Here is a 19,160-nt window from a genome sequence, read left to right on the forward strand (position 1 = left end):
TTTGATGCGTAGCTATAGTTATTGTCTCCATATTAAAATGCACTTGGTTTTAATTTCAAACCGGTTGTTTCCGGTAAGCCGAACATCAGGTTCATATTCTGTACCGCCTGTCCGGAGGCTCCTTTGAGTAAATTATCGATTACACTTACTATCATCAGATCGTCTTCATTCTTTTCCAGATACAGCAAACATTTGTTGGTATTCACGACCTGTTTCAGATGACAGTTGTCTGGTGATACAAACACAAAAGGTTCGTCTCTGTATTTCGCTTCAAAAAGCGATTTCAATGCTGCAGAAGATGTATCCGATTTCAAAGTGATGCAGGCTAAAATCCCTCTGGTGAAAGCGCCTCTTTGCGGTAAAATATGCAGGTTGCCATTATACTTTGCCTGAATCGTTTTTATACTTTGATCGATTTCCGCTAAATGTTGATGCGTGAATGCTTTGTACACCGAAAGGTTGTTTTGTCGCCAACTGAAATGCGAGGTTTCCGTTAACGATTGTCCGGCTCCGGTTGATCCTGTGGTACACGACGCATACACTTCTCCTTTCAATAAACCCGCTTCCGCTAAAGGTAAAAGGGCCAACTGAATTGCTGTGGCAAAACAACCGGGATTTGCTATATAATCGGCCTTTTGAATCGCTGCTTTGTTCCATTCCGGTAAACCGTACACAAAAGCATGTTCTCCGGAAATTCGGTGGTCCTGACTTAAATCGATGATTTTCACAGAAGAATCAAATTCACCCACCAACTTCTTGGCATCACCGTGTCCCACACATAAAAAAACCACATCAATCTGTGAGTGATACCCTTCTGAAAATTGCAAATCGGTTTCTCCGAAAAGATCGTCATGCACTTCATAAACCTTTTTCCCGGCGTTGCTTTTACTGTGAACAAAAACGATTTCCACCTGAGGATGATGAATCAGGATTCTGAGCAATTCCCCAGCTGTATATCCGGCCCCGCCTATGATTCCGACTCTAATTGTTTTCATGGATTATTTCCTTGGTAACCTGATGGTAAATCGAGGTCTGGTTCCCGAATATTTTTGTAAAGCCTTTTACGTCTTCCCCGGTCCAACTGTTGTTCATTTCCCCGTAAGAGCCAAATTTTGGCATCATCAGATCAAACGGACTCTTAATCCCGTTCAATTCATAGCGATAAGGGTACAAAGTAAGGTACACCGTCCCGCTGACGGTTTTTTGGGTGTTGGTTAAAAAGGCTTCGATATCTCTCATTGTCGGATCCAACATCTGACCTTCGTGCAGCCAGTTCCCGTACCAACCCGATAATTGTTCTTTCCAGAACAATTGCCATTTGGTCAGGGTATGTTTTTCCAGCAGATGATGGGCTTTGATGATCAGCTCCGGAGCGGCGGCTTCAAAACCGACACGCCCTTTGATCCCGATGATGGTATCGCCTACGTGAATGTGCCTTCCGATCCCAAAAGGCTGTGCCAACTCCTGCAGGTAGTCAACCGCCAGGGATGGATGTTCGAAAGACAAACCGTCAACCAAAAGCAATTCCCCTTTTTCAAAAGTCAAGGAAATATCTTTCGGATGCGTTTCCGTAATTGGAGTGGGCCAGGCTTCTTCCGGTAAATTCTGATGCGAGGTCAGCGTCTCCTTTCCTCCTACCGAAGTGCCCCACAATCCCTTGTTGATGCTGTAAGCCGCTTTTTCGAAATTGAAACTAACGCCATATGCTTTTAGAAATTCGATTTCTGTCTCTCGGCTTAACTTCTTATCTCGGATAGGTGTAATGATTTCTACCTCAGGCAAAAGATGATTAAAGATCATATCAAAGCGCACCTGATCGTTTCCGGCACCGGTGCTTCCGTGGGCAATGGTTTTGATTCCTGTCTTCTGGGCATATTCCGCAATGCTTTTCGCCTGCACCGCTCTTTCGGCACTAACGCTTAAAGGATAGGTTCCGTTTTTTAATACGTTTCCGTAAATCAGGTATTTGATGCAGTCTTCGTAATAGTCTTTTCGGACATCAATACAGGTATAAGAAGCCGCACCGCATTGCATTGCTTTCTGTTCTAAAATCTCGATTTCTGCCGAATTGAAACCCCCGGTATTAATGGTCACCGCATGCACCTCATACTTTTCAACCTGGCTCAGATAAACGGCACAATAGGTCGTATCCAAACCGCCACTATAGGCTAATACTATTTTCTTTTTTTGCATTTTGCTGTTCTTTTTCACTCGTGTTGTACAACATCGCCGTACACAGACAGTTTTTATAATTTTTGCTTTTTAAGATTTCGAAATTCACGCAGCTCTGACAGCCTTTCCAGAATTTTTCATCGGTCGTTAATTCCGAATAGGTTACCGGGACGTACCCCAGTTCCGAATTGATCCGCATCACGGCCAATCCGGTGGTCAGTCCGAAAATTTTGGCGTTCGGGTATTTGCTTCGCGAAAGTTCAAAGATTTTAGACTTGATCATGCGCGCCAACCCGCTCTGACGGAACTCGGGTGCGACAATCAGCCCTGAATTCGCGACATATTCTTCGTTTTGCCAGGTTTCGATATAACAGAACCCGGCCCACTTATCTTCCTCGGTCACGGCGATTACTGCTTTTCCCTCCTGCATCTTTTCCACGATATAGTCCGCCGATCGTTTCGCAATACCCGTACCCCTCACTTTAGCCGAAGCCTCCATCTCGTCGCAGATCGTCTGGGCGAAGTGAATGTGGTTACCGTTTGCAATTTGAATCCTAAACATAGATTATTTTTTGTGCAAATATATAAATTAATAGATATAATATCTTTTTAATATAAATTTTTATAGGTAATTTATCTTTGTGAATACATTTAACAGGCATTAAAACCTTCAAACAATGGTTTGATCAGGTAGTTTTATCCAAATAAAAAGCCCTGACTCCGTGTAGAATCAGGGCTGTATCTGAAAAGAAAAAAATCGCTAAAAAATCATCGTCAGCTGAATGCGTTTGCGGGCTTCATCGACTTCCACGATTTTCACCTGAACGTGTTGGTGCAGCTTTACGACTTCGTTTACATCGCTCACATAACCTTCTTTCAATTGGGAGATGTGTACCAGACCACTTTCTTTGATCCCAAGGTCCACGAAACAGCCGAAAGCCGTAATGTTGTTGACAATACCCGGTAAGATCATGCCGGAACGCAAATCGTTGATCGTTTTTACATTCGGATCGAATTCAAATACTTTCGCGGCTTTTCTGGGATCGAGTCCCGGTTTTTCCAATTCTTTCAGGATATCTTTTAAAGTTAAGATTCCAATATCGCTGGTGATGTAGCTTTCTGCTTTAATGGAAGCAATCTTTTCTTTGTTGGCAATCAGTTCGTTGGTTTTGATACCTAAATCTTTGGCCATTTTTTCCACGATACTGTAAGCTTCCGGATGCACTGCGGAATTGTCCAACGGGTTTTTTCCGTCTTTGATGCGGATGAACGCCGCGGCCTGTTGGAAGGCTTTTTCTCCCAAACGCGGTACTTTTTTCAATTGCTTGCGATCTTCGAACGGCCCGTTTTCGGCGCGATAGGTTACGATGTTTTCGGCCATCTTTTCTCCAATTCCGGACACGTAACTCAACAATGATTTACTCGCCGTGTTGATGTTGATGCCCACCGAGTTCACACAACGGATTACCGTGGTATCCAGTTCTTCCTTTAATTTGGTCTGATCCACATCGTGCTGGTATTGCCCAACACCAATGGATTTCGGATCGATTTTCACCAATTCGGCCAACGGGTCTGAAAGGCGTCTTCCGATGGAAACCGCGCCACGAACCGTTACATCGTAATTCGGGAATTCTTCACGGGCGATTTTAGAGGCGGAATACACCGAGGCACCCGCTTCGGACACTACAAAAACCTGCACCGGTTTGTCGAACGCAATCTTCTTGATGAAGAATTCGGTTTCACGGCTGGCGGTTCCGTTCCCGATGGAAATCGCTTCGATATTATAGGCGTTCACCATCGACTTTACTTTTTTCATGGCCATCGTGGTCTCGTTCTGCGGGGCATGCGGAAAAATGGTTTCGTTGTACAGCAAATCACCTTTTTCGTCAAGGCACACTATTTTACAACCGGTTCGGAATCCCGGATCGATCGCTAAAATACGTTTCTCTCCTAAAGGCGAGGCCAAAAGCAGCTGGCTCAGGTTTCCGGAAAAAACATCGATGGCTTTGATGTCGGCTTTTTCTTTGGCTTCCTGTAACGTTTCATTCGAAATGGCCGGTTCCAAAAGACGCTTGTAACTGTCCTTGATGGCCAATTCCATGTGGGGCGTGGTCTCGTTATTGGATTTTATGATGTTCTCTTCGATGAACGACAACGCCTCTTCTTTGTCGATTTCGACGTTCAGTTTTACGAAACCTTCCGCTTCGGCACGCAACATCGCCAATAATCGGTGGGACGGCGCTTTGCTGATCGGCTCGGCCCAATCGAAATACTGTGAAAATTTCTGTGCGGCTTCGTCGTCTTTTTTGGTTTTCACCACTTTGGTACTGATTTCCCCTTTGCGCTGAAACATGCGTCGCAAATTTCTTCGGATGAAAATGTTCTCATTGATCCATTCGGCGATAATGTCACGGGCGCCCTGCAAGGCTTCGTCTTCGTTGGCTACTTTATCGTTCAGGTATTTCGAAGCCAGGAATTCAATATCGTCGTTGCGCTGGCTCATGATGATTTTCGCCAGAGGCTCCAAACCGTTTTCCCGTGCGGTATCAGCTTTGGTTTTCTTTTTCTTTTTATACGGCAGGTAAAGATCCTCCAGTTCCTGCAAATCATAACTGTTCTCTATTTTACCTTTCAGTTCCGGTGTTAAAGCGTTTTGCTCTTCAATCGATTTTAGGATGCTTTCTTTTCGTTTTACGATTTCGGAAAACTGCTTACTGTATTTGGCTATGTTTTCGATCTGTACCTCATCGAGATTCCCGGTTTTGTCCTTTCGGTAACGGGCAATAAACGGTATGGTACAGTCTTCGGATAATAGCTGAAGCGTGGCTTCTATGTTTTTGGAAGCTGTCGGAACAAACTTCAGGATAAATTCGATTGTTGTCATTGAATTTTGAACTAAAATAAGAGTGCTAAAATAGCATCTTTGCGGTTTATTTTCCAGGTCTTACCGTTATAATTTCAATTTTAAACCGATTATCCGATTCTTTTTAAACATAAACGATAAAAAATGGCTTTCCGGTGCGCTTTCCTGTTTTTTTAGTAACTTTATAGTATCCTCATTATCATTTATTTAAATCAAAAAACTTCCTGCTTGGCTGTAAAAAAAATGAGTATTCATTAACACACCAAAACATGAAAAATTTTACTATTCTCCGAGTTTTACTGTTCGGACTTCCTTTGTTATTATTTTCTTTTGAAGTCCCTTCCGGTTGGTTTAAAGCAGGAAGCAGATCGGACAGTTATGAAATGACCCTTGAAAAAGGAGCCGGAATGGACGGCAAAAATGCGGCTACTATCAGATCGGTCGACAAAGTAATCGACGGTTACGGAACCCTGATGCAAAGTTCCTCTTCTGAAAAATTTAAAGGGAAACGAATTCGTCTGAGCGGGTATATCAAAACCACCGGAGTCACTGAAAAAGCGGGTTTTTGGTTGCGCATCGGGCAAGCTAATTCCGAAAGTTTTTTAGCTTTTGACAACATGATGGACCGTCCGGTTACCGGCACCACTGATTGGCAAAAGTATTCGATAGTGCTGGATGTTTCCGAAAAGGCTTCCAAGATTTCCTATGGCGCGCTGCTTAGAGGAACGGGACAGATTTGGTTTGACAAATTGACTTTTGAAGTAGTCGATGCTTCGGTACCCGTTACGGGTAAAAAAATTGTAAAACCGAAAGTGGTCAGTGAACCGTTAAATCTCGATTTCGAGAATTAAGTTGAAAAAGCAATTGAGTATCTTTGGTGTCATAAGAACAACCAATGCCGACAGTTTTCGTCTATCTAACCCTAATCAACAGTATCGCATTTTTAGCAAATGGGACCGATAAGTGGCTGGCTGTCCGCAACCGGTGGCGTATTCCTGAAAAAACGCTGTTAGGCATGGTTCTAGTGGGCGGAACGGTTGGTTCGGGAATCGGAATGTTGTTGTTTCGGCATAAAACGGCTAAGAAAAGTTATCTTATGTTTTTCTTTGGAATTGTTGCGCTGCAGCTAATGGGACTCTACTTCTATTTTAAAGAAGCGTAATCCGGTTATGGTTTGTTGTAATTCCTTTTGATAAACTTAAGTGCCGCTTCCATCAATTCTCCCATGTTTTTGGCTTTTTTGAAATTGGTGTCTTTGGTTACTTCAAAAGTGTCTTTCTTTAACAACTCAAAATTTAAGGTTGGCGACAATTCCATCGTCTTCATGGCCTGGAGCAAATCTTTCAGACGGGTTTCGGAACCGGCCAGACGACGCACCATGATGGAACGCTCCTCTTTTTGATATTGTTCGACGGAATTCTGTTCCAGTTTCTGGTTGACTAACTGTGTAAAAAGAAAATTCTCCTTGAACAAATGCGGCTTATAGAGTTTAAAATTGCCCTCGTAACACTGTTGGTCAAAATCTATGGCCCTGATTTTGTAAACGATATGGTCGAAGTCGTAAATCGGGATGACCACAAAATTGTACGATCGCATATCACCCAATAAACCGATCATACAGCGTTCGTTGAATTTTACGAATTCTTTGGCAATCTGCGCTTTTTCGGCTTCACTGCATTTTTCCAAATGATCCTTTAGGAACGTATCACCGGGAATCCCGATGATATGCTCCTCTATTAAAGTTTCTTTACTCACTAAAAAATTGATGCTGTTCGGGGAAAGAATGTGTTCCAGTTCCAAACCGAAAATCCTAGAAGCATCTGCCCGCTTAACATAAAAAAAGGTGTAATTGTCGTTTAGGACATTGCGGACTTTTATCCGAAACGGTTTTGAATTTCCGAAGGTGCAAAAGTCAATATAATCCACATTTAAGTACCCAATATTACGCTCATCACCATCGGAAAGCAATAAGGTGTATATTTTCTTAAGGCTTAGATCAATCTCGTGTTGCTCCAGTTCGTTGTAAAAAACCCGAAGCCACAGCGTATCTTCCCCTTTGGAATCCGAAACGACAACCGACCCGCTGAACCGAAGCAAATCTTCATAAAAAACATTGATTTTCGTTGCCCTTTCGTATTTGTCCAAATACTTTTGAAGCGCGGCATTTATTGGGTAATATTGTTTTTTTAAAAGTTTTACTTCGCTGTTCATATTATTGAATTTGAATGATACAATCGTCCTGTTCCACCATGGCGTTTTCCTTCAAAACAACCCGGGTTACCTTTCCTTTTTTGGGCGCGCAGATAGTGGTTTCCATTTTCATGGCTTCGATGATGAAAAGCGGCGTGTCTTTTTCGATTTCTTCGCTCTCATTCACCATGACTTTCAGCAATCTTCCCTGTAACGGCGCACCGATGTCATTAGGACCGGCAATTTTAACATGTGCCTCTTTAGTTGATTTTATGGCATTATCCTTAATGACAATGTTACGGGTTTGTCCATTAATCTGAAAATAAACCTCGCGGAATCCTTCCTCATTCGGCTCGCTCATGTACCGGAAATTAATCAGCATATTTTTACCCAAATCAAGATTGACAATTACTTCCTCGTTGGTTTTCATCGGATAAAAGAAATAAGGCGTCGGTAACTTTTCAACTTTTCCGAAATACTTCCTGAACTTATAAAACTCCTCGAAAACCTTCGGAAACATAATATACGAAAGTAAATCTTCCATCGTTACTTTATCGTCGAATTTCTGTTGGAACAGTTTCAGTTCGAGCTCTAAATCGATGGGTTTGATATGGGCGTTTGGTTTTTCGGTGTAGGGCTTCTCGTTTTTCAGAATCAGCTGTTGCAATGTTTTGGGAAATCCGCCGTAAGGCTGTCCTAAATCCCCACGGAACAATTGTTTTACCGATTCCGGAAAAGCCAGCGTATCGCCTTTTTCCAAAACTTCCTGTGCCGTTAAATTGTTCGAGGTCATAAACAAGGCCATGTCGCCTACTACTTTCGAAGAAGGCGTTACTTTGACAATATCGCCAAACAGTTCGTTCACCACTACATAATTCTGTTTGATGGTTTCAAACTTGTCTTCCAGTCCCAACGAACGGGCTTGTGGCAGTAAGTTAGAATATTGGCCTCCCGGAATTTCATGATCGTAAACCTCAGCGGTTCCTGCTTTTAATTCGCTTTCAAACGGATAATAGTATTCCCGTACAATTTCGAAATAATTGGAATAGGCATTCAGTTTTTTAAGGTTCATCGGATTTTCACGTTCCGAACCCTGCATTGCCGCTACCAGGGAATTGAAATTGGGCTGGGAGGTCAAACCGCTCATCGAGGCCAAAGCAACGTCCACAATATCCACACCGGCTTCAATCGCTTTCCAATAGGTCGTGGACTGAATGGACGACGTATCGTGTGTATGCAGGTGGATCGGGATGGAAATGTGTTTTTTAAGTTCGGAAATCAAAACCTCTGCCGCCAAAGGTTTCAACAGACCGGCCATATCTTTTATTGCTAAAATATGTGCACCGGCGGATTCCAGTTCCTTCGCCAGATCAACATAATACTGCACGTTGAATTTTTGTCGCTCCGGATTTAGGATGTCCCCGGTATAACAAATACAGGCTTCGGCAATAGCATTGGTTTTCTCCCGTACCGTTTTGATACTGAAACGCATGCCTTCAATCCAGTTTAAAGAATCAAAGATTCGGAACACATCGATACCGTTTTCGGCACTTTTGATGATGAATTGTTCAATAACATTATCAGGATACGCCGCATACCCAACCGCATTGCTCCCTCTGAAAAGCATCTGCAGTAAGATATTCGGGGCAGCTTTTCGGATCATTCGAAGGCGCTCCCACGGGTCTTCGTGCAGGAAGCGCATGGTCACATCGAAAGTCGCACCGCCCCATACCTCCAGGGAAAACAATTCCGGGAAGTTTTTGGCAATCCCTTCGGTCACTTTTAGAATGTCGTGATTCCGCAATCGGGTAGCGAAAAGCGACTGATGGGCATCGCGTAAGGTCGTATCGGTATAAAAAACCTTCTTTTCGTTTTTGATGTATTGAATAAAACCGTCCCTGCCTAATTCATTTAATAAATCCTTTGTCCCTTTCGGATATTCTTTTTGACTGACTTCCGGAACTATAGGTGTACGGAACGTTTTTCCAACATCGTATTGGGTAACATCCGGATGCCCGTTTACCTTTAATTCTGCCAGATATTTTAATATTTTCGTTCCGCGATCGTTAAAATATTCCGAGTCGGGAAGCAATAAATCCGGATTGTCCTGTATAAAATTTACCGTCGCTTCCCCGCTACGGAACGTTGCATTAGACAAAACATTCAGTAAAAAAGGCATGTTGGTTTTCACCCCCCGGATACGAAACTCTTCAAGCGTTCTTCTGAGACGGTCCGAAGCACCTTTAAGCGTTCGGCCACTGGAAGAAACCTTTACCAGCATCGAATCGAAATAAGGAGAAACCGTTACACCGGTATAACAGTTTCCTTCGTCAAGACGGATGCCGTAACCTCCGGCATTCCGGTAGGCGATAATGGTTCCGTAATCGGGTTTGAAGCCGTTTTCAGGGTCTTCCGTTGTGATACGGCACTGGATTGCCCACCCGTTACATTTAATATCTTCCTGTTTATGAATGAAAATCTGATTGTGTGTCAACGGATGCCCGGCAGCGATAATAATCTGGGACCGCACCAAATCGATTCCGGTAATTTCTTCAGTAATTGTATGCTCTACCTGAATTCTCGGATTCACTTCGATAAAATAGATGTTTTCCTGCGCATCCACCAGAAATTCAACGGTTCCGGCATTGTTATAATTCACATATCTTGCAATTTTTATTGCATAATCGTATAGTTTTTGTTTGGTTTCCGGTTTTAGGATGGACGGGGCAATTTCAATCACCTTTTGAAAACGACGCTGTACGGAACAATCCCGTTCGTACAAATGCACTATGTTGCCGTAATTATCGCCTAAAATCTGAACTTCAATGTGTTTGGGATTGTCGATGAATTTCTCGATAAAAAGCGTATCGTCTCCAAAAGCTTTTAGTGATTCCCCTTTTGCATTAAGGAACGCCAATTGCATTTCTTCCGGTGTCCGGACAACGCGCATCCCTCTTCCTCCACCACCGGCGGCTGCTTTAAGCATGATTGGGTAACCGATTTCCGACGCTTCGGACAAAGCGACATCAAGGGTGATCAGGTCGGCTTTAGAATCCCTGATAATGGGTACTCCGGTTGCTTTTGCCACTTTTTTAGCCGCAACTTTGTCTCCCAGTTGCAACATTGCCTCCACTCTCGGTCCAACGAAGATGATGTTTTCTTCCTGACATCGCCTTGCGAAATCAACATTTTCAGATAGAAAACCGTAACCCGGATGAATCGCGTCGACAGCATTCGCCTTGGCTACGCTGATGATTTCCTCAATGTCTAAATAGGGTTTGAGCGGCTCCGAGTCGTCGCCAATCTGAAAACTTTGGTCGGCTTTAAAGCGGTGCAACGAATAACGGTCTTCATAGGTGAAAACGGCAACCGTTTCAATCTTGAGTTCCGAAGCGGCCCGCAATACGCGAATAGCAATTTCACCCCTGTTGGCGACAAGTAATTTTTTAATAGTCAGACTTTCTTTCATTTTTTAAGATTTCAATAAAATAGTGTGTTGTTGTTTGAAAAACAGGTGTTATTTAACACTTCTAAAGTATTAAAATAAATTATTGAAAAACTAATTTTTATTGAAAAAAAAGATATTTTTACATTAAAACAATTATATTTTTAAATATTTTTTACTGTTTAAATGTAAATGAAAGGATGTTTTGAATATTACGCAATATTTTAACCATAATGTAAAACCCGAAATTATTACACAATAGTCAAAAAAGCGCTGATCCTTACATAAAAGCTGCTAACTGGCTGGAGAAAAACGTATTAAAAAGACAGAATAGCGTGAAAAAGAATTTCAAAATCAATCCTGTACGATAAAATCTTTGGGGTCTTCTTTGTGGAATTCCGGCTGAATGTTCACGTGGTTGATGCCGAATTTCTCGTACAACACCTCTTCCAGTTCGTGCAGCAGATTGTTGAATTCGCTCATGCGGATATCGTCGGAGCAATCCAGATGCGCTTCCAGGTGCAGTTCTTCTTCGTTTAAATGCCAAACATGAATGTGATGCAGTTTATTGATACCCTTAATTTTATGCACTTCGCGGACTATTTCTTTGATATCAATGTGTTCCGGAGTGAAGAGCATCAGCATTTTAGTAGATTTTCGCAGTAAATCCGACCCTACGACGATCAGATAAATGGCAATGATTAAGGTCATGACACTGTCTATCCAGTAAATCTGAAAATATTTCATCAGTAAACCGCCCACCAAAACCGCTACAGAAGCCATCATGTCCGTAAACAAATGCAGATACGCCGATTTCATGTTCAGGTTGTGATCGGCATCTTTTTTCAACAATAATACCGAAAGCCCGTTGGCCACGATTCCCAATAATGCCAGCCAGATCACGGTATCTGAAGCAATTTCCTTGGGTTCGAAAAAACGCATGATCGCTTCGTAAACCAGGTACAACGCCACTAAAACCAAGGTGAAGGCATTGACGAAAGCCGCAATCAGTTCTGCACGTTTTAAGCCGAACGTCTGACTGATGGATGCTTTTCGTCGGGACAATTTATGCGCCACATAACTGAAAACCAGCGAGATTACATCACTGAAATTATGCAGGGCATCGGATATCAGCGCCAAACTCCCGGAAAGGATGCCGCCTACCACCTGCGCAAGGGTTATCAAGATATTCAGCAGAATGGAATAAACTAAATTCTTCCCTTCTACATTGTGTTTATGAATGCGATGGTTGTGATTTTGATTATGCTCCATGTGGTTGTACTCCATAAGATTAAAGGTAAAAAAAAATCCGATTCTGAGAGAAATCGGATTTTGATTGTTTTATTGGCAGGCAATTTTGTTTACTCGGGTAGCGTGTCGGCCGCCTTCGAAATCGGTAGTCAGGAAGGTTTCCACCATTTCCACTGCCTGTTTGATATTCGTATAACGTGCCGGAATACTGATGATGTTCGCATCGTTGTGCTGACGAGCCAAAGCTGCAATTTCGTTGATCCAGCAAAGTGCCGCGCGTACGCCCTGGTGCTTGTTGGCTGTAATGGCAATCCCGTTTCCGCTGCCACAGATGATGATGCCGAAGTTGGCTTTTCCGGTTTCCACATCGTTGGCTACCGCATGACCGAAATCCGGATAGTCCACACTGTCAAACGTATCGGTACCGTGGTTAAGAACGGTATACCCTTTTTCTTCTAAATGCTTTACAATCGCCGCTTTGTAGTCCGGTCCGGCGTGGTCGTTTCCTATTGAAATGATCATGAGTGGTGTTGTTTTTGTTTGCTGCAAAGGTAATTCAAACGATTTTCAAATGCGAATCGTCGTTTAAATTTTTAACAATTTCTTTTACCGCCTCCACATCGTCCGGATGCACTTTAAGTTTGATACCGCCGAGCGCCTGGGAATACATGGGGGCAAAATCGACTATGGTTTCATTTTCAAAATAATGAGAAATATTCGCCTGATCCAAGAGATGTTTCAGCACGGTAATCTCATGCGGATAATCGAAGACGGCTATGGTTACAAAATCGTTCATGTGAAAGCTTTGGCTAAAGATACGAAAGTTATTTTTTGCATAAATCTGATGCGTAAATTCTGATTTGTTATTTGTTATTCGTAATTTTCAGCAATAATAGAAATGAACAAATGAGTAAGAAGTTTCACAAAGCCGGAAAAAAACAACAGGATTTTTCCGCAAAGATTTTTAAGATTTTAGCCCAAGACCCTAATAAAACCTTCAATTACAAACAAATAGCGGCAGCCTTAGACCTTAACGATACCAAAAGCCGTAACGAAATCATCAAAGAGCTGGCGTATCTGGCCTCCAAAGAGAAAATCCAGGAAGTAGAGCGCGGTAAATTCCAAATCATCGCCAAGACCGAATATTATGAAGGCGTAATCGATATGACCAGCCGTAAGACCGGTTATCTGGTTTCTCCGGATCTGGAGCACGACGTTTTTGTCCCGTTCCAGAACCTCAACCATGCCTTGGATGGTGATAAAGTACGGGCGTATGTCTACAACCGAAGAAGTTCCCGCAGACCGGAAGCCGAAGTGTTGGAAATTCTGGAAAGAGCTAAAACCGAATTCGTAGGAGTAATCGATATTCAGAAAAACTTCGCTTTCCTAACGACAGCCAATGCCAAAATGTACACCGACATCTTCATTCCGAAAGACAAAATCGGGGAAGCGCAAAACGGCGATGTGGTTTTGGTCAAGATGCAGGACTGGCCGAAAAAAGCCGACAGCCCATTCGGGGAAGTGCTTAAAGTACTGGGAAAACCGGGCGAACACGATACGGAAATCCATGCGATTTTAGCGGAATACGGTTTGCCGTACGATTTCCCTATTGAAGTGGAAACCTATGCTAAAAAACTGGACACTTCCATCACGGCAGAAGAAATTGCCAAACGACGCGACATGCGCGATACGCTGACCTTTACCATCGACCCGAAAGACGCCAAGGATTTTGACGATGCCCTTTCCTTCAAAGTGCTGGAAAACGGAAATTACGAAATCGGGATCCATATTGCCGACGTGTCGCATTATGTGCAGGAAGGCACGATACTGGAAGAAGAAGCCTATAAACGCGCGACTTCGGTATATCTGGTGGACCGCGTAGTGCCAATGTTGCCGGAAGTATTGAGTAATTTCGCCTGTTCGCTTCGTCCGCATGAAGAGAAATATACGTTCTCTGCGGTATTTGAACTGAACAATAAAGCGGAACTGCTCAACCAATGGTTTGGAAGAACCGTGATTTATTCCGACCAGCGTTTTGCTTACGAGGAAGCGCAACATATCATTGAAACTAAAACCGATATCATCCCAACTGAAATCTCTTTAACCGGAGCGGAATATCAGGTGCCTTCAGCAATTGTTGAAGCAACTTTAAAATTAGACGAATTAGCCAAAATCATGCGTCGTAAGCGTATGGCCAACGGAGCGATTTCCTTTGATAAAGTAGAAGTAAAATTCAAACTGGACGAAAACGACGAACCGGTAGGCGTGTACTTCAAAGTGGCAAAAGACGCTAACCATTTAATTGAAGAGTTCATGTTGTTGGCGAATCGTAAGGTGGCAGAGTTCATCGGCAAACAGAAAAAAACCTTCGTGTACCGTATCCACGACGAACCGAACGAAGACAAGCTGATCAACCTGCAAACCGTGATTTCCAAATTCGGCTACAGCCTGAACTTTAAATCACGTGACAGCATTTCCAAATCGTTAAACACCTTACTGGAAGATGTGAACGGAAAGAAAGAACAAAATCTTGTCGATACGTTAGCCATCCGAAGCATGAGCAAAGCGGTATATTCCACGGAAAATATCGGCCACTATGGTTTGGCTTTTGATTATTATTCACACTTCACCTCACCTATTCGTCGTTATCCCGATGTGATGGCACACCGTTTGCTGCAGCATTATTTAGATGGCGGAAAATCAGCAGATGAAGAGGTGTTTGAAGAAAAATGTATGCATTCGTCCCAAATGGAAAACATGGCCGCCAATGCGGAACGTGATTCCGTGAAATACATGCAGGTGAAATACATGCAGGACCATCAGGATCAGGAGTTTTTAGGCGTAATTTCCGGGGTGACCGAATGGGGCATCTATGTGGAAATCATCGAAAACAAATGTGAAGGTATGGTACGTATCCGTGAAATAAAAGACGATTATTATACGTTTGATGAAAAACAATATGCTTTAGTGGGTGAAATGTCTAACAAAATTTTACAATTGGGCGATGAAGTGTTCGTTAAAGTTAAAAACGCCGATTTGGTGAAAAAACAATTGGATTTCCATTTTATAAGAAGAAACGAGTAATCCCTTTATGAAGAAGAAGAAAAAGATTATCCCTTATATCCTGAAGCACATCTCAATTTTTAATTGTATTGCTGCCGGTATTTTTGCTTTTTCTCTTTTTGAGGTTATTACTTTTGAACCAAAGGATTCCAACCATGGGATGTTCGGTGCTTTGCTGATTGTTTTTTTATTGTGTGCCATCCCCTTTTTACTGTTTGATCTGATCATGAAAAAAATCATCAAAAACCGGCTTTTATTAAATTTTATGCAGTTTTTGATTGTAGTGGCCCTGTGTATCATTTTTTATTTTAAATATTCTGATTCCTTATTTTAATACTTATGAGAAAAATAGTTGTAGCCTTTTTATTGTTTTCCCTGGCAGGATTTTCCCAGAACAAAACCACCCGAAACGTAGGCGATTTCAGTGTAGTTAAAGTTTTTGACAAAATTTCCGTGCAACTGGTGGCAGGAGACCAAACCAAAGTGGAACTCTCCGGAGACCGCAGTGACGAAGTAGAACTGGTAAACAAAAACGGAGAACTTAAAATCCGTATGCCATTGAAAGGCCTGCTGAAAGGCGAAGAAATCACCGCTATCGTTTACTTTAAAAAACTGGAAGGTGTGGAAGCCAGCGAAGGCGCCTATGTATCAAGCCCAGCGGTTATAAACGCCATTGATTTCAACGTAAACGCCAAAGAAGGCGCGGAAATCAAGTTAACCCTTGACACCAAAAGAGTGACCGTAAAATCGAGTTCCGGAGCTATGGTGCGTCTAACCGGTAAAGCGCAAAACCAGGACATCGTGGTGTCCGGAGGCGGAACCGTGAAAGCCAGCGCCTTAGAAGGCGAACAAACCGTAGTTGTGGTCAATGCAGGCGGCGAAGCCGATGTAACCGCAACGGAATTGGTAGACGCCAAAACCCGTGCCGGGGGCGACATCACCATCTATGGCAATCCTAAACAAATCAATCAGAAAACGGTGGCCGGTGGTAACATCCGTCAGCACCAACTGCCTAAAAATTCTAAATAATCCATACAAAATCCCAATTCTGAAGCCTTTTTGGAATTGGGGATTTGCCTTTTGGAATTTAAAAATCATATCTTTGTAAGACTAACCATTACTGAATGATTAACGACATCCTGACCGGAATTCCCCTTGGGTTCTTTCTAAGTTTTATGATCGGACCTGTTTTTTTTGTGCTCATCGAGACCAGTATCACCAAAGGTTTCCGTGCGGCCATGTCGTTTGATTTGGGTGTGGTGATTGCCGATATCTGTTTCATTGGCGTAGCGTATTTCAGCAGTTACCGTCTGATCCAGAGTATTAAAGACGACCCTGCCCTATTCCTTTTTGGAGGGATCATCATGTTCACCTATGGACTGATTACCTTCCTGAAACTCCGCAGGGCACATAAAAATATCGATCCGGACGAAGAAGTCGTGGAAATGATCAAAAAAGATTATTTCAGTCTGTTCATTAAAGGATTTTTACTGAATTTTATCAATATCGGCGTGTTAGGTTTCTGGTTGGCGATTATCATTGCTTTCGGCCCGAAACTGGAAATGGACGCTTCCCGTATGGGTTTGTTTTTCTCGGCGGTGCTGGGTGCTTACCTGTTAACCGATATCGGAAAAGTGCTGCTGGCCAAACAACTGCGCCGCAAACTGACGCCTACCAACATCATCAAAGTCAAGAAAGTAAGCAGCGTTTTACTGATTATATTCGGATTGGCCCTGATGCTGCAAGGCTGGTTCCCGGAAGAAAAGAAGTTCGTGAAAGATACTTTGGAGAAGATTGAAGAGAAAGCACAGAAATAAGATGAAGAAAATTGTGCTATTAGTAATGTTTTCTTTAGCGAATCTGATTTATTCACAGAACGATTCAATCAATCCAAAAAAAGCGGTAATCTCCAATGATTATTTAAATATTGTCTATCGTGGCTTCCCTAATCCTTTAACAATTGTTGTTCCCAATTCGAAGTCGTTTACTGCCTCCGCACCGGGTCTTACTAAGATTTCTGATGGAAAATTCACTTTAGCTCCAGGATCTGGGTTAGAGGTGACAATAACGTTGGATATCTTATTAAATGATAACACAAAGGTTGTTGAAAACCATACTTTCAGAATTAAAAACTTACCTACAATATATGCTGCAATCGATGGAAATAATTGTAGAAAATGTATTGTTCAGCTTACTAAAAAAGAAATAGAAACAGCCGAAATTTCTACCATACCGGACATGTTATTAAAGGATATTAAATTTGAGGTCGATACTTTTGAGGTATGCTTTTCTGAAAATAAAACAATACAAGTCATTGGAAATAAAATAAATGAAGTTGTTTTTTCAGAAATAAAAAAAATGAAGTCTGGTTCTTATTTTGAAATTAACAAAGTCATATTGAGAAAACCTTTTTATCATATCTCACTTTACGTGAAACCAATACGTATTATGATTGTTGATGAAGAAAAATAAAAAAAGCGTTCACCAAAATGAACGCTTTTCTTTTTAAACTATATAGCGGATTGGGGTACTCTTTACTGTTTCACGATTTTAACGGATTTTCCTTCCAGCTGTAAAAAATACACGCCGTTTTTCAGTTCTTCCAAATTCAAATCGTTAGACTGCAACTTGCCTTTCGCCACAACCGCGCCTACTACATCAACAGCGGTATAGTTGGAATTTACCGCAACATTTTCCAGAGTAATAACATTTCGGAAAGGGTTTGGATAGGCATTAATCTTAGTGTTTTCCAAAGCTAAATCCGGAGTCCCCAACACTACATTGTTATTCGGTATGTAATTCTGTAGGGTATTTACTCCGTTCAGTTTATAGACGAAAAGCGACGATTTGACATTGTTTTCGGTGGCAATTCCGTTTTCGGTAGGTGAAAATTGACCGTAATCGTTATCGTTGCAAAGAACAATCGTGTTGGCATCGATAATGGCAATCCCTTCTGCCTTATCCATGGCAATCGGCCAACTGTTGGCGTGTAAATCGAAAACCAAAGTTTTGGCAACCGGAGTAATCCCGTTAGCCGTTAAATTAGCATGCGTATCCAGTTCTTCAAGTGTTTTAGTGTTACTGCCGTAAACCAGACCGCTAACTACAGGTGTGGCACCGGTAATGTCAATCTGAAACAGTTTTTTGATGTTCTGAACTCCTCGTGCCCCCTGCTCTATAACTAAAAAAGTAGTGTTGTTAATGGCTTTAAGATCACCAATTTTCAAATCCCTTGGGCGGATGTCGGAAGATGTTCCGATTTGACCTTCGTTTACATAAGCGTACATCTGCGTTGTATTGGTAGCCGGGTTGATTTCCAAAATTCTGTGAATCCTAGAGTTTCCTAAAGTGCCGCTTCCTGCTGATCCGCTTACATTTTTATAATACATCGGACTTTGGATAATCGCATACACTTTACCGTTCGGAGTTATGGTCAATCCTTCAAAACCTCTGTTATTCCTTCTGAAAGCAAAAGCAGGATCGATTGCTACATCTTCAGGATACTGCAATGCATAAGGCGTATAGCGTCTTAAAACTACGCCGTTAGGATTTACCTTCCAGATGGTTGGCCCTCCTTCTTCAGAAATCCAGAAATTACCGTCGCTGTCGATATCCAAACCTTCCGAATCGATTCCCCAAATGTCTTTAGCAGTGGTATTGGCGTCAAAATTGGCACAATCCGTTACCACGTTAGTAGAGGCTATCTCAGCTGCCGTGCTTCCAAAACCGGTCGGATTAAGCAACCCGGAAACATTTGTACCGTCTGGTCGCTTCAAGGTAATGGTTTGTAAAATCTGAACTTCATTCCCGACAATCTTGATACGCATGATTTTAGGAGCATACGATGGAAAAGCATAAATCTTATCGTAGGTTGGCACACATCCGGAAGGATATTGCGCTGATGGTGTCGCTGAAGTATTGGCATTGGCCGCATCAACATTTACGCCACGATCAGTAACAATCCAGAATTCCGTCCCGTTGGTATTGGGAATGTATTGCATCGCAGAAAATCCGCCTTCGCGAAAAGTGATTCCCTGAAACGTTCCGATGGTAGCAGAACTTAAATTCTCATGGGTGCTTTCCAATGTAATCTGGGCATTTAAGCTGCCTAAACTCAAAATACTTACTGTCAATAGTAGTTTTTTCATCATTTCTAATAGGTTTTACGGATGAAAA

17 protein-coding genes are annotated in these 19,160 nt (G+C 42.3%); 7 read left to right on the forward strand and 10 right to left on the reverse strand.

Annotated features, from left to right (window positions below):
- Nucleotides 1–32 precede the first annotated feature (32 nt).
- The 4 genes from argC to ACWPKD_RS09520 form a co-directional block, all read right to left on the reverse strand.
- Entirely contained in the window at nucleotides 33–995 is a 963-nt protein-coding gene (argC, locus tag ACWPKD_RS09505) for an N-acetyl-gamma-glutamyl-phosphate reductase (protein WP_455412446.1), read from the reverse strand.
- Nucleotides 982–2,193, reverse strand: coding sequence for an argininosuccinate synthase (locus ACWPKD_RS09510; RefSeq protein WP_455412447.1), 1,212 nt, complete (start codon nucleotides 2,191–2,193; stop codon nucleotides 982–984). The genes argC and ACWPKD_RS09510 overlap by 14 nt, the downstream gene beginning before the upstream one ends.
- Nucleotides 2,162–2,734, reverse strand: a complete 573-nt coding sequence (locus ACWPKD_RS09515; RefSeq protein ID WP_455412448.1) for an N-acetyltransferase — start codon at nucleotides 2,732–2,734, stop codon at nucleotides 2,162–2,164. The genes ACWPKD_RS09510 and ACWPKD_RS09515 overlap by 32 nt, the downstream gene beginning before the upstream one ends.
- Nucleotides 2,735–2,932: 198 nt before the next feature.
- Complete coding sequence (locus ACWPKD_RS09520; RefSeq protein WP_455412449.1) at nucleotides 2,933–5,056, reverse strand: Tex family protein; 2,124 nt, start codon at nucleotides 5,054–5,056, stop codon at nucleotides 2,933–2,935.
- A 248-nt stretch (nucleotides 5,057–5,304) separates the two neighbouring features.
- On the opposite strand from ACWPKD_RS09520, the gene ACWPKD_RS09525 reads away from it, so the two are divergent.
- Nucleotides 5,305–5,886 (forward strand): hypothetical protein, encoded by a 582-nt coding sequence (locus ACWPKD_RS09525; RefSeq protein ID WP_455412450.1) that lies wholly within the window; start codon nucleotides 5,305–5,307, stop codon nucleotides 5,884–5,886.
- Nucleotides 5,887–5,930: 44 nt separating this feature from the next.
- Nucleotides 5,931–6,197 carry a DUF1294 domain-containing protein gene (locus ACWPKD_RS09530; RefSeq protein WP_455412451.1) on the forward strand — a complete coding sequence of 89 codons (267 nt, stop codon included), beginning with the start codon at nucleotides 5,931–5,933 and terminating at the stop codon, nucleotides 6,195–6,197.
- A gap of 5 nt (nucleotides 6,198–6,202) precedes the next feature.
- On the opposite strand, the gene ACWPKD_RS09535 is transcribed toward ACWPKD_RS09530, so the two are convergent.
- From ACWPKD_RS09535 to ACWPKD_RS09555, 5 genes are all read right to left on the reverse strand, one after another.
- Nucleotides 6,203–7,246, reverse strand: a complete 1,044-nt coding sequence (locus tag ACWPKD_RS09535) for a hypothetical protein (RefSeq protein WP_455412452.1) — start codon at nucleotides 7,244–7,246, stop codon at nucleotides 6,203–6,205.
- Nucleotide 7,247: 1 nt separating this feature from the next.
- Nucleotides 7,248–10,694 (reverse strand): pyruvate carboxylase, encoded by a 3,447-nt coding sequence (locus tag ACWPKD_RS09540; RefSeq protein ID WP_455412453.1) that lies wholly within the window; start codon nucleotides 10,692–10,694, stop codon nucleotides 7,248–7,250.
- Nucleotides 10,695–11,024: 330 nt separating this feature from the next.
- Nucleotides 11,025–11,957 carry a cation diffusion facilitator family transporter gene (locus ACWPKD_RS09545; RefSeq protein ID WP_455412454.1) on the reverse strand — a complete coding sequence of 311 codons (933 nt, stop codon included), beginning with the start codon at nucleotides 11,955–11,957 and terminating at the stop codon, nucleotides 11,025–11,027.
- Between the two features lie 54 nt (nucleotides 11,958–12,011).
- Nucleotides 12,012–12,443, reverse strand: a complete 432-nt coding sequence (gene rpiB, locus ACWPKD_RS09550; protein WP_455412455.1) for a ribose 5-phosphate isomerase B — start codon at nucleotides 12,441–12,443, stop codon at nucleotides 12,012–12,014.
- Between the two features lie 34 nt (nucleotides 12,444–12,477).
- A complete protein-coding gene (locus ACWPKD_RS09555; protein WP_455412456.1) occupies nucleotides 12,478–12,717 on the reverse strand; it encodes a DUF2007 domain-containing protein in 240 nt (79 codons plus the stop codon).
- Between the two features lie 110 nt (nucleotides 12,718–12,827).
- On the opposite strand from ACWPKD_RS09555, the gene rnr reads away from it, so the two are divergent.
- From rnr to ACWPKD_RS09580, 5 genes are all read left to right on the forward strand, one after another.
- Nucleotides 12,828–15,005 (forward strand): ribonuclease R, encoded by a 2,178-nt coding sequence (gene rnr / locus ACWPKD_RS09560; protein WP_455412457.1) that lies wholly within the window; start codon nucleotides 12,828–12,830, stop codon nucleotides 15,003–15,005.
- A 7-nt stretch (nucleotides 15,006–15,012) separates the two neighbouring features.
- The gene (locus ACWPKD_RS09565; RefSeq protein ID WP_455412458.1) at nucleotides 15,013–15,318 is read left to right on the forward strand and encodes a hypothetical protein; all 306 of its coding nucleotides are present in this window, start codon (nucleotides 15,013–15,015) and stop codon (nucleotides 15,316–15,318) included.
- A gap of 5 nt (nucleotides 15,319–15,323) precedes the next feature.
- Entirely contained in the window at nucleotides 15,324–16,013 is a 690-nt protein-coding gene (locus tag ACWPKD_RS09570; RefSeq protein WP_455412459.1) for a head GIN domain-containing protein, read from the forward strand.
- Nucleotides 16,014–16,108: 95 nt separating this feature from the next.
- Nucleotides 16,109–16,801 (forward strand): LysE family translocator, encoded by a 693-nt coding sequence (locus ACWPKD_RS09575; protein ID WP_455412460.1) that lies wholly within the window; start codon nucleotides 16,109–16,111, stop codon nucleotides 16,799–16,801.
- 1 nt (nucleotide 16,802) lies between these two features.
- Nucleotides 16,803–17,456, forward strand: coding sequence for a GldM family protein (locus ACWPKD_RS09580; protein ID WP_455412461.1), 654 nt, complete (start codon nucleotides 16,803–16,805; stop codon nucleotides 17,454–17,456).
- 62 nt (nucleotides 17,457–17,518) lie between these two features.
- On the opposite strand, the gene ACWPKD_RS09585 is transcribed toward ACWPKD_RS09580, so the two are convergent.
- The gene (locus ACWPKD_RS09585) at nucleotides 17,519–19,135 is read right to left on the reverse strand and encodes an esterase-like activity of phytase family protein (RefSeq protein WP_455412462.1); all 1,617 of its coding nucleotides are present in this window, start codon (nucleotides 19,133–19,135) and stop codon (nucleotides 17,519–17,521) included.
- Nucleotides 19,136–19,160 lie beyond the last annotated feature (25 nt).

The sequence above is a fragment of the Flavobacterium pedocola genome (assembly GCF_053764385.1).